Source organism: Actinomadura chokoriensis (genome assembly GCF_041463665.1).
GTDB lineage: Bacteria > Actinomycetota > Actinomycetes > Streptosporangiales > Streptosporangiaceae > Spirillospora > Spirillospora chokoriensis_A.
The window spans coordinates 410,746-425,026 of sequence record NZ_JAXCEJ010000002.1 but is presented as its reverse complement, the minus strand read 5'-3'; the positions used below and the strand labels follow the sequence as shown (position 1 = coordinate 425,026).

The 14,281-nt window shown below is 74.9% G+C and carries 6 protein-coding genes; all 6 read left to right on the top strand.

Annotation, left to right across the window (positions count from 1 at the left end; genetic code table 11):
- The first annotated feature begins 136 nt into the window (after window positions 1–136).
- The 6 genes from glnII to SM418_RS05350 all read left to right on the top strand — a co-directional run bounded on the left by glnII (window position 137) and on the right by SM418_RS05350 (window position 14,270).
- Entirely contained in the window at window positions 137–1,150 is a 1,014-nt protein-coding gene (glnII, locus tag SM418_RS05375; protein WP_371939443.1) for a glutamine synthetase, read from the top strand.
- A 199-nt stretch (window positions 1,151–1,349) separates the two neighbouring features.
- Window positions 1,350–1,982: a hypothetical protein gene (locus SM418_RS05370; protein WP_371939442.1), complete on the top strand. Its 633-nt coding sequence runs from the start codon at window positions 1,350–1,352 to the stop codon at window positions 1,980–1,982.
- Window positions 1,983–2,283: 301 nt separating this feature from the next.
- The gene (locus SM418_RS05365; RefSeq protein WP_371939441.1) at window positions 2,284–3,306 is read left to right on the top strand and encodes a polyhydroxyalkanoate synthase family protein; all 1,023 of its coding nucleotides are present in this window, start codon (window positions 2,284–2,286) and stop codon (window positions 3,304–3,306) included.
- A 160-nt stretch (window positions 3,307–3,466) separates the two neighbouring features.
- On the top strand, window positions 3,467–8,797 hold the full coding sequence (locus SM418_RS05360) for a beta-ketoacyl synthase N-terminal-like domain-containing protein (RefSeq protein ID WP_371939440.1): 5,331 nt from the start codon (window positions 3,467–3,469) through the stop codon (window positions 8,795–8,797).
- Entirely contained in the window at window positions 8,797–13,047 is a 4,251-nt protein-coding gene (locus SM418_RS05355) for a beta-ketoacyl synthase N-terminal-like domain-containing protein (protein WP_371939439.1), read from the top strand. The genes SM418_RS05360 and SM418_RS05355 overlap by 1 nt, the downstream gene beginning before the upstream one ends.
- Entirely contained in the window at window positions 13,044–14,270 is a 1,227-nt protein-coding gene (locus SM418_RS05350) for a glycosyltransferase (protein ID WP_371939438.1), read from the top strand. The genes SM418_RS05355 and SM418_RS05350 overlap by 4 nt, the downstream gene beginning before the upstream one ends.
- Window positions 14,271–14,281: the final 11 nt, after the last annotated feature.

Here is a 14,281-nt window from a genome sequence, read left to right as displayed (position 1 = left end):
GTGTGACGAAGGTCTCGGCAGGTCAGGGTGGCGTGTTACATGGCGTTCACAAAGGGGCAACAGATGTGAAATGCCAGGTTGGCACGTTCTGTAGGGCCGAAACCCATGAGGCCAGGCGGACACGAAGGGACCGACGTTGAGCTACAAGGCCGAGTACATCTGGATCGACGGCACCGAGCCGACCGCGCGGCTGCGGTCGAAGACGCGGATCCTCGCCGACGGCGCCGAGCTGCCGGACTGGGGGTTCGACGGGTCCAGCACGAACCAGGCGCCCGGCGACCACTCGGACTGCGTGCTGAAGCCTGTCTTCTCCTGCCCCGACCCGATCCGGGGCGGGGACCACAAGCTGGTCCTGTGCGAGGTGTACCTCGTGGACGGGACGCCCCACGAGACCAACACGCGCGCCACGCTGCGCCCGGTCGCCGAGCGCTACGAGGCGCAGGACTCCTGGTACGGGATCGAGCAGGAGTACACGTTCTTCAAGGACGGCCGCCCGCTGGGCTTCCCCGAGCGCGGTTACCCGGCCCCGCAGGGCTTCTACTACTGCGGCGTCGGCGCCGACGAGGTGTTCGGACGCGAGATCGTCGAGCGCCACCTGGACGCGTGCCTCGACGCCGGGCTGAAGATCTCCGGCATCAACGCCGAGGTCATGCCCGGGCAGTGGGAGTTCCAGATCGGCCCGGCGGGCCCCGTCGAGGTCGGCGACCACATGTGGGTCGCGCGGTGGCTGCTGTACCGCATCGCCGAGGACTACGACGTGTCCGCGACCCTCGACCCCAAGCCGGTCGAGGGCGACTGGAACGGCGCCGGCGCGCACACCAACTTCTCGACCAAGGCCATGCGCGAGGGCTACGACGCGATCATCACGGCGTGCGAGGCGCTCGCCGAGAAGGCCCAGGAGCACGTGGCCGGGTACGGCGCCGACATCGAGCGGCGGCTGACCGGCATGCACGAGACGGCCCCGTGGAGCGAGTTCAGCTACGGCGTGTCGAACCGCGGCGCGTCCGTGCGGATCCCGTGGCAGGTCGAGGTGGAGAAGAAGGGCTACATCGAGGACCGCCGCCCGAACGCCAACGTCGACCCGTACGTGGTGTCCCGGCTGATCACCGGCACCTGCTGCGAGGCGCTGGAGAAGGCCGGCCAGGTCTGACCGGACCCATCGGTTCCGGCCGGGCCGCGCGGGCCTGACCGGACGAGACGACGATCCCCCGGGGAGCACGCTCTCCCCGGGGGATCGTCGTTTCGGTTCCGGAGGGACGTGACCAAACATCTGCAAATTGTCGAGCTTGGGCGAGTTCCCCCCATCGGGGTCGGGTAGCACAACATCGTTCGCACCCGGGGGAGGGAACATGCCCGACTCGCCATCCGGGCGGTACCCCGGCGGCCTGCCCGGCAGGCACGTCGGCCGCCCCGCTCCACGGCCCTGGGAACGGTCGTTCCGGTGTCCCTCCACGGCACGCCGGCGCCCGCTGGAGGCGCCGCCGAAGCGCTACGAGGACTTCGTCGCGCTGCACAAGGAGATCGAGGCTGCCTCCGGGCCGCCGCTGCGCCCGCTCTGGTGGACGGGAGTCTCCGCCTCGCTGGTCGGCGGCGGGCTCGCGTTCGCCGCGGTGATGGCGCTGCGCACGATGTTCGGCATCGAGGTGCCGGTGTTCGCGGGCGGGCACGCCGCCGCGACTCCGGCCGCGACCAGCTACGCGCTCTGTGCGATGGCGGCGACGATCCAGGCGACCGCGCTGATGCATCTGCTGCTCGCGACGGCGGCTCGTCCCGTCCGGGCGTTCGCGTGCATCGGCGCCATCGCCGTCGTCTTCCTGACGGTCCTGCCGCTGACGATCCGCGGACCGCTCGACGCGGCGCTCGCGACGTCCGGGATCAACCTGGTCGGCGGGACGTCCGTGGTCGTGCTGCTGTCGGCGGTGGTGGCGTCCTCCCGGGGGTTCCCGTGGGGGGACGGTCCGTTCAGGCGCGGTCGGCGCTGATCGTCGATGGGCCGTCGATGAACGAACGCTCGCGGCGTGGCGGTCGGCGGCCCGCACGGGGTCCGGGCCGCCTCCCGCCGCCACGGACCGTGACCGCCATTATGCGCCATGTCGCCGTCTCCGCGCGAGCCGCTCCCGAGGCCACCTCCGGCCCGCGCTGTCAAACCGAATTCACGCAGGCTTCACAGCGGGGAGAGTTCTCCGGGTCGGTGGCCGGTGTATTAATGGCCTGGACGGCGGATGCCGCCTTTGGCCGATGCGCTTCCGCCGGTGTCGTCGATTGCGGATGGACGATGACGAAATGATCCTTTCCCCGCGAGACCTGCGAGACGCGACGTCCAATGTCCTCCGGCTGGCCCTGTCGGGTCATGTCGCCGATCTGCGCCCGATGCCGGCGGAGACGATCGACGACGCGCCGGGACGGTCGGTGTGCCGCTACCGGCCGCCGGAGGGGGTGGTGCCGGCCGGGCCGCCGGTGCTGTTCGTCCCGCCGCCGGACGCGCCGGCGCGCTGCTACGACCTGCGGCGGGGATGCAGCCTCGCCGAGCACGTCGTCCGCGCCGGGCGCCTCAGCTACCTGCTCGATCACGGCCCGGCCCGGTACGGCGACCCTGACCTGGGCGTCCAGCGATGGGTCGGGGACGTGCTGCCGGGCGCGATCCGGGCGGTCAGCCGGGACGCGGGCGGCCAGCCCGTCCAGCTCGTCGGCTGGTGCCTCGGCGGGATCCTCGCGCTGCTCGCCGCCGCCGACGATCCCGGCCTGCCGATCGCGTCGGTCGCGGCCATCGCCGCGCCGGTGGACGCGGGCGCGGCGCGCCGCGCGTGGGCGCCGGTGAACCGGATCCCGCGCCCGGCCGGCATGGACAGATACCTCCTGCGTCCGTGCAAAATCCTGACCCATCTAGAGAATGCCGATTTCCTCGCGCAGATCGAGGCGATGGAGCATTTCCGGCACATGGCGATCGCCCATCCGGGGCACGCCGCCCGGCGGATTTACCGGTCCCTTTCGGGCGGTGGCGCGCTGCTGCGCGGCGGCGCGCTGATCGGCGGCCGCACCGTGGATCTCGGCCGCGTCCGCGTGCCCGTGCTCGCCGTCGCGGGCCGCGGCGACGTGTTCGCGCCGGTGCGCGCCGTACGGCCGCTGGTCGGCCTGCTCGGCGGGTCGCCGCAGGTCCGGTTCGAGGTCGCGTCCGGCGGCCACCTCGGCGTGCTGACCGGGCGCGAGGCCAGGGCGACCACGTGGCGGCACCTCGACCGTTGGCTCGACGAGGGCATCGTTCGGCACGGGATCCGCGCGCAGCGTGCCGCGGCCGCCACCGTCTGACCCGGGTCACCGCAGGTCTCCCGGACGCCAAGGGACGTTCGAATCTCCTTTGCGGTTGCGCCGTCGACACGCCCGCTGGTGTGTCGTCTCGGTAATCGGCGGGTCGCCGAACGTAGTGTTGCGCAACGTTGTTGCCGCACGGGACGTCGGGGGGCAGTGCATGACGGCGGACACGGGCGAGCACGGCACGGTCCGATGGGAGCCGGCTCCGGTGGAGATCATCGGGGTCGCGCCGTCCGGCCGTCCCGTGCCCCATCTCGCCGTGGCCGTCGCGCGCGCGGGCGGGACGGGTGTCCTCGACCTCGGCGCCGACCGGTCGCCGGCCCTCGCCGCGCTCGCGGACGTGCGCCGCTGGTGGACGGGCCCGTTCGGCGTCCGCGTCCAGCCCGGTTGCGGGGTCCGCCCGGCGGAGATCCCGTCCGCCGCCGGCACCGTCGTGGTGGCCGCACCCGCACTGCTGTCGGACGACTGGCTCGACATCGCCGGGTTCGCCCGCGGGCGCCGCCTGCTGATCGAGGTCGCGGACCCGGCGCGGGCCACCGCCGCCGTCCGGGTCGGGCTCGGCCTGACCGGCGAGGTGGGGATCATCGCCCGGGGGCGCGAAGCCGGCGGACATGCCGGTGATCTCACCACCTTCATGCTGCTCCAGCGTCTGCTGGCCGAGGCCGACGTTCCGGTGTACGCGGCCGGTGGCCTCGGCCCGCACACCGCCGCGGCGGCGGTCGCCGGGGGCGCGGCAGGGGTGGTCCTGGACGGGCAGCTCGCGCACGTCCGGGAGATGGAGACGAGCGGGCTCGACCCGGCGCGGCCCGGCCCGCCGGGTGCGCTGCTCGCGGGCCGGTACAAGACGGCCGGGGGAGTGGTCCAGGCCGTCCGCGAGGAGATCGTGTCGCACATCCGGGCCGCCGTCCTGGCCGAGCCGCTGGCGCCGCGCGCCGATCCGGCCGCCGTGCAGGGGCCGATGGCGCAGATCAGCGACGGGTCGGCGTTCGCGGGCGCGGTCGCGCAGGACGGCGGCCTGCCGTTCCTCGCGCTCGGCCTGCTGGACGGCGGGCGGGTGCGGGCGCTGCTGCGGGAGACCGCCGACCGGCTCGGCGACCGACCCTGGGGCGCGGGCATGCTCGGGACCGCGCCGCCGGAGCTCCGCGCGGAGCAGCTCGCCGCCGTCCGGGACGCCCGGCCCCCGTGCGCGATCATCGCCGGGGGGAGCCCGGCGGAGGCCGCGCCGCTCGATGCCGCCGGAACCCGCGCGTACCTGGACGTCCCGTGCCCCGAAACGCTCGGACGGTTCCTCGACGAGGGCGCGCGGAGGTTCGTCTTCGTGGGGAGCGAGTGCGGCGGCCGGATCGGGCCGCGGGCGAGTTTCCCGCTCTGGGACGCGCAGGTCGAACGGCTGATCGCGTTCTTCGACGGCGGCGACGGTGGCGACGGCGACGGCCGCGATGCGAGCGAGTTGTCGGTGATGTTCGCGGGCGGTGTGCACGACGAGCGGTCCGCCGCGATGGTCGCGGCGCTGGCCGGGCCGCTGGCCGCGCGCGGTGCCGACATCCGCGTCCTGATGGGCACGGCGTACCTGTTCACGTCCGAGGCCGTCGCGACGGGCGCGATCCTGCCCGGCTACCAGCGAGAGGCGCTCGCCTGCGACGGGACCGCGTTGCTGGAGACGGGCCCCGGCCAGGCGACCCGCTGCGCCCGCACCCCGTACGCCGGGACGTTCGAGGAGACCCGCCGCGAACTGGAGCAGGCCGGGACGCCGGAGGGGGAGGTGCGTCGCCGCCTGGAGAAGCTGAACCTGGGACGGCTGCGCCTCGCGAGCCGGGGCCTGCGCCTCGACGCACCGGTGGACGCCGCCCGGCAGCGCGCCGAGGGCCTGTACGCGATGGGCCAGGTGGCGGCGCTGCGCTCGGCCACGACCGGGGTCGCGGCCCTGCACGAGCAGGTCACCTCCGGAGCGACCGCCTTCCTCGCGGCGCGCGCCGCCGGACTGGGCGTCGGCACGCCGCGCGAGGCCGCCATGCCGCCGCGCCCGGCTACGCGCCCGGCCGACATCGCGATCATCGGAATGGACTGCGTCTTCCCGGGCGCCCGCGACGCCGACGCCTACTGGGCCGGTATCGTGGGCGGCGCCGATTCGATCGCCGAGGGCGGTTCCCTCCCCGACATCCCCTTCGGCGCGCACGCCTACGGGTTCTCGCCCGACGCGCTCGACGGCGCCGATCCGCTCCAGCTCCTCTCGCTGGAGATCGCCGCCCGTGCGCTGCGGGACGCCGGCTACGCCGACCGTCCCTTCGACCGGTCCCGGACCTCAATGATCTTCGCCTTGAGCGGCACCTGCCGCAGCGTCCACGGCGTCCTCGCGGGTGCCGTCGCCGATCGGCTCGGCCTCGGCGGCACCGCCTGCACGGTGGGCGCGACCTCGCTCGCAGCCCTCGACATCGCCTGCATGGACCTCGTCACGGGCTCCGGCACCATGGCGCTCTGCGGGGGCGCCGATCCGAGCGGCGGTGTCGCGTGCGTCGTCCTCAAGCGCCTCGCGGACGCCGAACGCGACGGCGACCGGATCTACGCGGTCGTCAAGTCGGTCGCGGGAGCCGGCGGCCGGCTAGCTCTGGAGCGTGCGCGGGAACGAGCCGGTCTCGCGCCGTCGTCCGACGGCCTGGTCGAGGCGGACGGGCGCGCCGGATGCGCGGCCGGTCTCGCCGGGCTCATCAAGACCGCTCATGCGCTGCATTCGGGTGTCCGAGCCTACGGCGGCGCACGCCCGTGGGCCGTCCCTCCCGGCGAGCGGTGCGCCGGGGTGAGCGAGCCCGGGGGAGGCGGCACGAACTTCCACGCCGTCCTGTCCGGCTATCCGGGCGCTCCCGAGCCGGTGTCGGGGCTCGCCGAGTGGCCCGCCGAGCTTTTCCTGATCAGGGCGGGCGACCGCGCTGCCGCCCGCGCCGCGATCGACCGGCTGTCGCGCCTGGTCGAGGCGGAGCCCCGGCTGCGCGACCTGGCCCGGACCGCCGCCTCCCTCGAAGGGCCGGTGCAGGTCGCGTTCGCGGCGTCGGGCCTGGACGACCTGCGTGCGAAGCTCGCGCTCGCCGCGCGGTTCCGTCCGGCGCCGGGGATCTTCGTCGCCGCGGGCGAGCCGGGCCAGGTCGCCTTCCTCTTCCCCGGTTCCGGAGAGCTCGCGGACGAGGAGGCACGGCCGGACGCGCTCGCCGATCTCTTCGTCGCCTTCCCCCGGCTCCAGCGCCTTCTCCGCCTCGCCGGCGGGCGGTACGCCGGTGTCGCCGGGCTGGCCGTCCACCGCCTGCTGACCGCCGTCGGCGTCCATCCGGACCTCGCCGCGGGCCACGGCCACGGGGAACTCGCCGCGCTCTGCGCCGCCGGCGTCATCGACGACACCGACATGATCGAGGTCGGCGCCGCGTGCGCCGGCGCGTCCCCGGCGCGGGCCGACCTGCTCGGCCGCGACCTCCGCTCGCCGGCGTTCCCGGTCTGGGCGAACACGACGGCCCGCCCGTACGAGACCGACCCGTCCGACCTGGCCGCGGCGCCGGCCGCGCCCGTCCGTCTCGCCGAGCAGATCGAGGCGATGTATGGCGCGGGCGCCCGTATCTTCGTGGAGACGGGCCCCGGACGCGTCCTGACCGAACTCGCTGGCGCGGTTCTCGGTGACCGGCCGCACACCGCCGTGAGTTGCGACGTGCCCGGAGAGAACGGCCTCGTCGCGCTGTTGGGGACGCTCGCCGAGCTGGCCGCCGCCGGCGTCGCGGTCGATCCGCTGCCGCTCTTCGCCGGACGCGGCGCCGATCCGCTCACCGGGCCTCCCAGCGAACCGGACATCCTGGTCAACGGCCACCGCGTCCGCGCAGCCGGCGGTGGTCGCCCGGACGTCCAGCCGGCCGAGGCCGCCGTGCTGGAGTACCTGCGCACGAGCCGGGAGATCATCGCGGCACAGCGCGAGGTCGTCCTCCGGCATCTCGCGGCACCCGACCGGCTGCCCGATCCGGTGGCGGACCGGGTGCCCGACCCGGTGGCCGTTCCGGCGGCCCGCCCGGTCCCGCCCGGGGAGCCGGCGCGTCCCAGCGTCCCGCCGCAGGCCCGGCCCAGCGCCCACGTGCGGACCGCGGCCCTTTCCGGAGGCCCCGCGTCGCCCATGTCCGGAGGCTCCGCGCCCCCGGCCGCGCCGGACGAACCGCAGGCGAGCCCCGTGCCGCGGATGCGTGGGGCCGACACGCAGGTGTGGCCGCGTCCCGAGGCCCGGATCACTCGAACGGTGATGCGGCGGGTGCCACGGGTCGTGGATCTCGATCCGCTGCCGACGCCGCCGGAGGCGGGGACGACCTTCACCGGACGGCGGTTCGTCCTCGTGGACGACGGATGCGGCATCGCGTCGGAACTGGGCGACCTGCTCGAACGCCACGGCGCGCGGGTACGGACACCGCCGGACGTCGATGGCCCCTGCGACGGGCTCGTCCACCTGGCGGCGCTCCGGCCGGGGGCGGCGGGCGTGCTGCCCCAGGCGTTCGCGGGGATCCGGCGGGCCCTGGACGGCGGGCTGCGCTGGCTCGTCCTCGCAGGCGGCTCCGGAGGGACGTTCGGAAGCCGGTTCCGCGGCGGAGCCGTCGGCGACCCTGCGCCGGGGGCGGGCCTGCGCGGCCTGGCCCGGACGGTCGCGAAGGAGTACCCCGAGGCGCTGGTGCGGGCGCTGGACATGGACACCGAGGACACCCCGCGGGCGATCGCCCGGCGGATCATGGCCGAGCTGACGGCCGCCGGCGCGCCGGTCGTGGTGGGGCACGAGGGCGGCCTGCGGCACGGGCTCGAGCTGCTGCCGGCCGAGCCGCCCGGCGGAGGCACCCTGGACCTCGGACGGGACGGGGTCGTCCTGCTCACCGGCGCCGAGCACCGGGTCACCGCGCGGGCGGCCCTGGAGCTGGTCCGGACGAGCGGCTGCCACATCGAGCTCATGGGCCGCGCACCGGAACCCGACCTCGGGGCACTGCGGGAGCATGCGGCGGGCGTCCGGTATCACGCCGGGGACGCGCGGGACCCGCAGACAGTCCGGAGCGTCGTCGAGAGCGCCTACCAGACCCACCGGCGCCTTGACGGCGTGATCCACGGCGCCGGGCTTGAAGAGCACCAATCCAGCCCCGAAGAGGCGTATCGCGCGAAGGTGGACGTCGCGTCCGCGCTCGCCCAGGCGGTCCGGCCGGACCTCGGGTTCTTTGCCGTCCTCTGTGGCCTCGCCGGTGTGGACGGCGAACGAGGCCGGGCCGGCGACGCGGCGGCGGACGACGCGTGCGGCACGCTCGCGCACGTGTGGCGCAGGCGGCTGAGGGGACGGGTGCTCGTCGCCGGCCTCGGCCCGTGGGCGGGCGGCGGCACGGAGCCGCCCGGAGACGGCGCCGCGCTGATCGACCCGAACGCCGGCGCGGCGGCGCTGCTGCGGGAGATCGCACACGGGGACGAGACGCACGTCGTACTGACCGGAGAGGTCTGATGAGCGACATCCGCGAGCCGATCGCGATCGTCGGCGCCGGGGCGGTGTTCCCCGGCGCGGGGTCGGCGGCCGAGCTGTGGCGCAACGTCCTCGCCGGGTTCGACGCGATCACCGAGGTGCCGCCCGGACGCTGGGACCCCGCGCTCTACTACGACCCCGACGCCTACGGGCGCGCCCCGGAGAGCGACCGGTTCTACTGCCGGCGCGGCGGGTTCGTCGACGAGCTGGCGACGTTCGACCCGGCGCGGTTCGGCATCCTGCCGGCGGCGGTGCCGGGCATGGAGCCCGACCAGCTCCTCGCGCTGCGCACCGCCGGGGACGCGATCGCGGACGCGGGCGGCGACGAGCGGCTGCCCGCCCGGTCCCGGATCGGCGTCGTCATCGGCCGCGGCGGCTACATCACCCCCGGCGTGGCCCGCTACGACCAGCGGGTCAGGACGTCCCACCAGGTCACCGGGATCCTCGCCGAGCTGGTGCCGGAACTTCGGAAGGGGCGGCTGGAGGAGATCCGCCGCGCGTTCTGCGAGCGGCTCGGCCCGGACGGCGCCGACGCGCCGATCGGGCTGGTGCCGAACCTCGCCGCGTCCCGCATCGCCGGCGCGTTCGACCTGCACGGCCCCGCCTACACGCTGGACGCGGCGTGCGCGTCGGCGCTGCTGGCGGTCGAGCACGCCGTGCGCGCGCTGCGCGCCGGGCAGGCCGACGCGATGCTGGCGGGGGCCGTCCACCACGTGCACCACGCCACGCTGTGGAGCGTGTTCAGCCAGCTGCGCGCCCTCAGCCCCAGCGAGACGATCCGCCCGTTCGACCGGGGCGCCGACGGGACGCTCCTCGCCGAGGGCACCGGGATGGTCCTGCTCAAGCGGCTGTCGGACGCCGAGCGGGCCGGCGACCGGATCCATGCCCTCATCCTCGGCGCGGGGTCCTCCAGCGACGGCCGCGCCACGAGCATCATGAGCCCGCTGGTGGACGGGCAGGTCCTCGCGGTCCAGCGCGCCTGGCGGGACGCGGGCCTCGACCCGGCGGCGCCCGGCGCGGTCGGGCTCGTCGAGGCGCACGGCACCGGCACCCCGGCGGGGGACGAGGCGGAGCTGGCGACGCTGCGCCGCGTCCTCGGCGCCGGCGGCCCGCCGGTCGGGCTCGGCACCGTCAAGTCGATGATCGGGCACGCGATGCCCGCCGCCGGGATGGCCGGGCTGATCAAGGCCGCGTTCGCGCTGCGCGACGGGGTCCTGCCGCCGACGCTGCACGTGGACGACCCGCATCCGGCGCTGGAGGGCGGCAGGCTGCGGCTCGTCCGGGAGGCCGCCGAATGGGAGCGGCACGGCGGGCCGCGCCGGGCCGCGGTCAACGCGTTCGGGTTCGGCGGCGCCAACGCGCATCTCGTCCTGCAGGAGCCGCCGCAGTCGGCCGTCCGGCGGGCACGGCGGCGCAGGCTCGACACGCCGCAGTCCGACGAGGCGGTGCTGCGGCTCGCAGCGCGCACGGCCGATGAGCTGGTGGAGGCCCTGGCCGCCCCCGACGAGAAGCTTTTGGCGCAAGTCTGCGAGGACGTTCCCGACCTTCCGTACCGTCTCGCGATAGTCGGCCCCACGCCGCGCAGGCTCGACCTGGCGCGGGCCGTCGTCCAGCGCGGGACCGCATGGCGCGGCCGGAGCGACGTGTGGTTCTCACCGCGGCCGCTTCTCGCGGACGGCGGACGGCTGGCGTTCCTGTTCCCCGGCTTCGAGCCCGCCTTCGACCCGCGCGTGGACGACGTCGCGGAGCACTTCGGCATGCGCTGTCCCGGTCTCACCGGCCGCACCGACCTGCTCGGCCACGCGGCCGACGTCATGGGCGTCGGGTGCCTGCTGGCCGCCGCGCTCGCCGAACTGGGCGTCGAGGCCGACGTCATGGCCGGCCACAGCCTCGGCGAATGGACGGCCATGGCCGCCGCGGGGGTGTGCGACGCCGGCGCCCTCATCCGGGACCTCGACGGGGCCGCGCTGGACGTCCCCGATGTCCTGTACGGGGCGCTCGGCTGCGGCGCGGCGCGGGCGCGGGAGGCCGTCGCCGGGGACTCCGGGGTCTTCGTGAGCCATGACAACTGCCCGCATCAGTCGGTGATCTGCGGCCGGGCGGACGCGGTTCGCGAGATCCTCGGGCGGCTCGCGTCCGAAGGCGTGCTCGGCCAGGAGCTGCCGTTCCGGACGGGTCTCCACACGCCGCTCGCCGAGGCGTTCGAGAAGCAGGTGCGGCACTCGTTCGAGGGCCTGGACGTTCGCGAGCCCCGCGTACCGCTGTGGTCGGCGTCGACGGCGGCGCCGTTCCCGCGCGGGGCCGAGGCGGTGCGCGACCTCGCCGTCCGGCACCTGTTCGAACCCGTCCGGTTCAGCGAACTGATCGAGGAACTGTACGGCGCGGCGCACGTGCGGGCGTTCGTCCAGATCGGGCCCGGCGGCCTGACCGAGTTCGTCGCCGACCGGCTCGGCGACCGCGAGCACCTCGCGATGGCCGTCAACGTGCCGAAACGCGACGGGATGGCGCAGCTGCGCCGGGTCGTCGCCGCGCTGTGGGCCGAGGGCTACGGCGCGTCCACGCCGCCCCCGCCCGCCACCGGCATGCGCCTCGACCTCGGCACGCCGCTGGTCAGGCTGGACGGGGCCGTGGAGCCGATCCACCTCATGCCCGGCGTCCCGTCCCTTCCGGCCGACGATCCCGTCCTGGCGGAGCTGGAGGCGCTGCTCAACGACGCGACGACCGGAGCGCAGTCCGTCCTGGAGGCGCTCGGTGGCGGGCCGGCGCCGGCCGCGGCGGGCGAGGCGCCCCCGGTGACGGCCGAGCTGAGCGTGCCCCGGGTCTTCTCCGTCGAGGCGATGCCCCATCTGGCCGACCACTGCCTGGTCCCGCAGGCCCCCGGCTGGCCTGACATGTCGGACAGGTTTCCGATCGTCCCGCTGGCCACGCTGGTCGAGGTGATGGCCGAAACCGCGCGCGAACTGCTGCCCGACATGGTCGTCGTCGGATTCGAGAACGTCCGCGCCGTCCGGTGGGTCGTCGCCAGCCCGCCGACGACCGTCGACATCCGCGCCTACCTCGCCGACGACGGCGACCTGCCGCGCAGGGTGAAGGTCGTCATCCCAGACCACGTGGACGGGACGGTCCTGCTCGCCGAGCGCTACCCCATGCCGCCCGCCCTGGACCGCACGCCGCTCACGATCGAGGGGCCGCCCATAGTCACCGCTGAGCGGCTGTACGAGGAACGCTGGATGTTCCAAGGCCCGCTCTTCCGCGGCATCAGCGAGATCACGGCCCTGGCCGAGGACGGGGTACGCGCCGTCCTGACCTCGCTGCCCGCGCCGGGCGCGCTCCTTGACAGCGCCGGGCAGCTCTGCACGCACTGGATCCAGGTGTACGGCGACACCAACCAGACCGTGTTCCCGGTGGGGATCGAACGGATCCTGCTGTACGGGCCCTTGCCGTCCGCCGGGGAGCGCCTTGAGACGACCATCTGGAACCAGTCGCTGACGGACACGACCATGCGCTGCTCGGCGGAGATCGTCCGCGAGAACGGGACGGTATGGGGACGCATCGACGGATGGACGACGCACCGCTTCTACACGGACGAAGCCCTCTGGCGGATGAAGTTCACTCCCGAGGTGTCGGGAACGGGGGAGCCTCAACCGGGCGGTTGGACCCTGGCCCGCAAGCGCTGGGACGGCACCGCGTCCCGTGACCTGCTGATGCGCCAGTACCTCTGCGCCCGGGAGCGCGCCGAGTACGACGCGCTCCCGCCGGTCGCGCAGGGGCCGTGGCTGCTCGGACGGATCGCCGCCAAGGACGCCGTCAGAGACCACCTATGGCGCAACGGCCATGGGCCCCTGTTCCCCGCCGAACTCGCCGTCCAAGACGGGCCGACCGTAACCGGCCCCTTCGACGAGCCCTTGACCGTCTCGATCGCCTCGGACGCCGAACTGGGCGTGGCGCTGGTGCGACCCGGCCGCGACACCGCCGGAATCGGGCTCGCCGTCAACGAGCACAACGCCAGGGTCCGTGCGGCCAAGCAGGCGGTGCTCCAGTCGATGAAGCCGAGCGCGATGAACACGAGCGCGGAGCGTCCCGAACTGGTCGTGACCGTCGCGGACGCCGAACGGCTCCTCATCGCCGCCAACGGCACGGTCACCACGGTGCAGACACGCGAACTCGACGGACACGTCGTCGCCTGGACGACCGCGTCCGGCGGAACGGACATGGAGGAAAGCCGAGTATGACCCAGCGCCGAGCGAACGTCCGCCGCGTCCAGGTACCGTCCCTGCTCGGCGACCCGGGAATCAGGCGGGCGCGCGCACCGGAGCGCCGCTTCCTGTTCGCGGTCCCGCCGCTCAGCGGCCACGTCGCCCCGGTGGCCGCGGTCGCCGCCGAACTCGCCCGGCGCGGACACAAGATCGCCTGGACGGGCCACCGGCCGTCCCTGGAACCGCTCCTGCGGCCCGGCTCCCGCATCTTCACCGCCGCGGGCGACGACTGCACGGCGATGCGGGACCGCTGGCTGGAGTTGCGCGGCCTCGACGCGCTCCGCCTCCTGTGGGCGGACTTCCTCGTCCCGCTCGGCCACGCGATGATGCCGGGCGTCGAGCAGGCCATCGACCGGTTCCGCCCGGACGCGGTGGTCTCCGACCAGCTCGTCCTCGCCGCGCCGGTCGCGGCCCGGCGCCGGGAGATCCCCTGGGCCACCGCCGCCGTGTCGCCCGCCGAGTTCACCCGCCCGCTCGCGGGCATGCCGGAGGCCGAGGCGCAGATCCGCGACCTGATCGGCGGCTTCCAGCTCGACCACGGCATCGACGACCTGCTCGACCTGCGCTTCTCCGACCACCTCACGCTGATCTTCGCGACCTCGGCGCTGGTCGGGGACACCTCCCTCTTCCCGGATCATTTCGCGTTCGTCGGGCCCGTGGCGGCCCGTCCCGTCCCGTGCGCGTTCCCGTGGGACCGGCTGGACGGCCGGGCCGCCGTCCTCGTCTCGCTGGGCCGGATCGCCGGGCCGTCCGCCGCGCGGTTCCTGCGGGCCGCCGCCGAGGCCGTCCGCGGCATGGACGTCCAGGCGGTCTTCGTGGCGCCCGCGGACGCTGTCGCCGACTTGCCGCCGAACGTCCTCGTCCGGGAGCGGGTCCCGAGGCACAAGCTCCTCGAACGGCTCTCGGCCGTCGTCTGCCACGGCGGCCACGCCGCGGTCTGCGAGTCCCTCTCCCACGGCCTTCCGCTGGTGGTGGCCCCGGTCCGGGGCGACCAGCCGGTCATCGCACGCCGGGTGGAAGCCGCCGGCGCGGGGATCGCGGTCGGCTTCGAAGACGTCCGTCCGGGCGAGTTGCGCACCGCCCTCGCGGCCGTCCTGGCCGACGGCCCGCATCGCGCCGCGGCCGAGGCCGCGAGCGCGACCTTCACCTCCGCCGGGGGCGCGGCCGAGGCCGCGGACCGCCTGGAGAAGCTCGCCTGACCGACTGCGGA

Coding starts and splice junctions, on each gene's coding strand:
- SM418_RS05360 (WP_371939440.1), top strand. CDS start 3,467: ATGACGGCGGACACGGGCGAGCACGGCACGGTCCGATGGGAGCCGGCT.
- SM418_RS05350 (WP_371939438.1), top strand. CDS start 13,044: ATGACCCAGCGCCGAGCGAACGTCCGCCGCGTCCAGGTACCGTCCCTG.
- SM418_RS05365 (WP_371939441.1), top strand. CDS start 2,284: ATGATCCTTTCCCCGCGAGACCTGCGAGACGCGACGTCCAATGTCCTC.
- SM418_RS05370 (WP_371939442.1), top strand. CDS start 1,350: ATGCCCGACTCGCCATCCGGGCGGTACCCCGGCGGCCTGCCCGGCAGG.
- SM418_RS05355 (WP_371939439.1), top strand. CDS start 8,797: ATGAGCGACATCCGCGAGCCGATCGCGATCGTCGGCGCCGGGGCGGTG.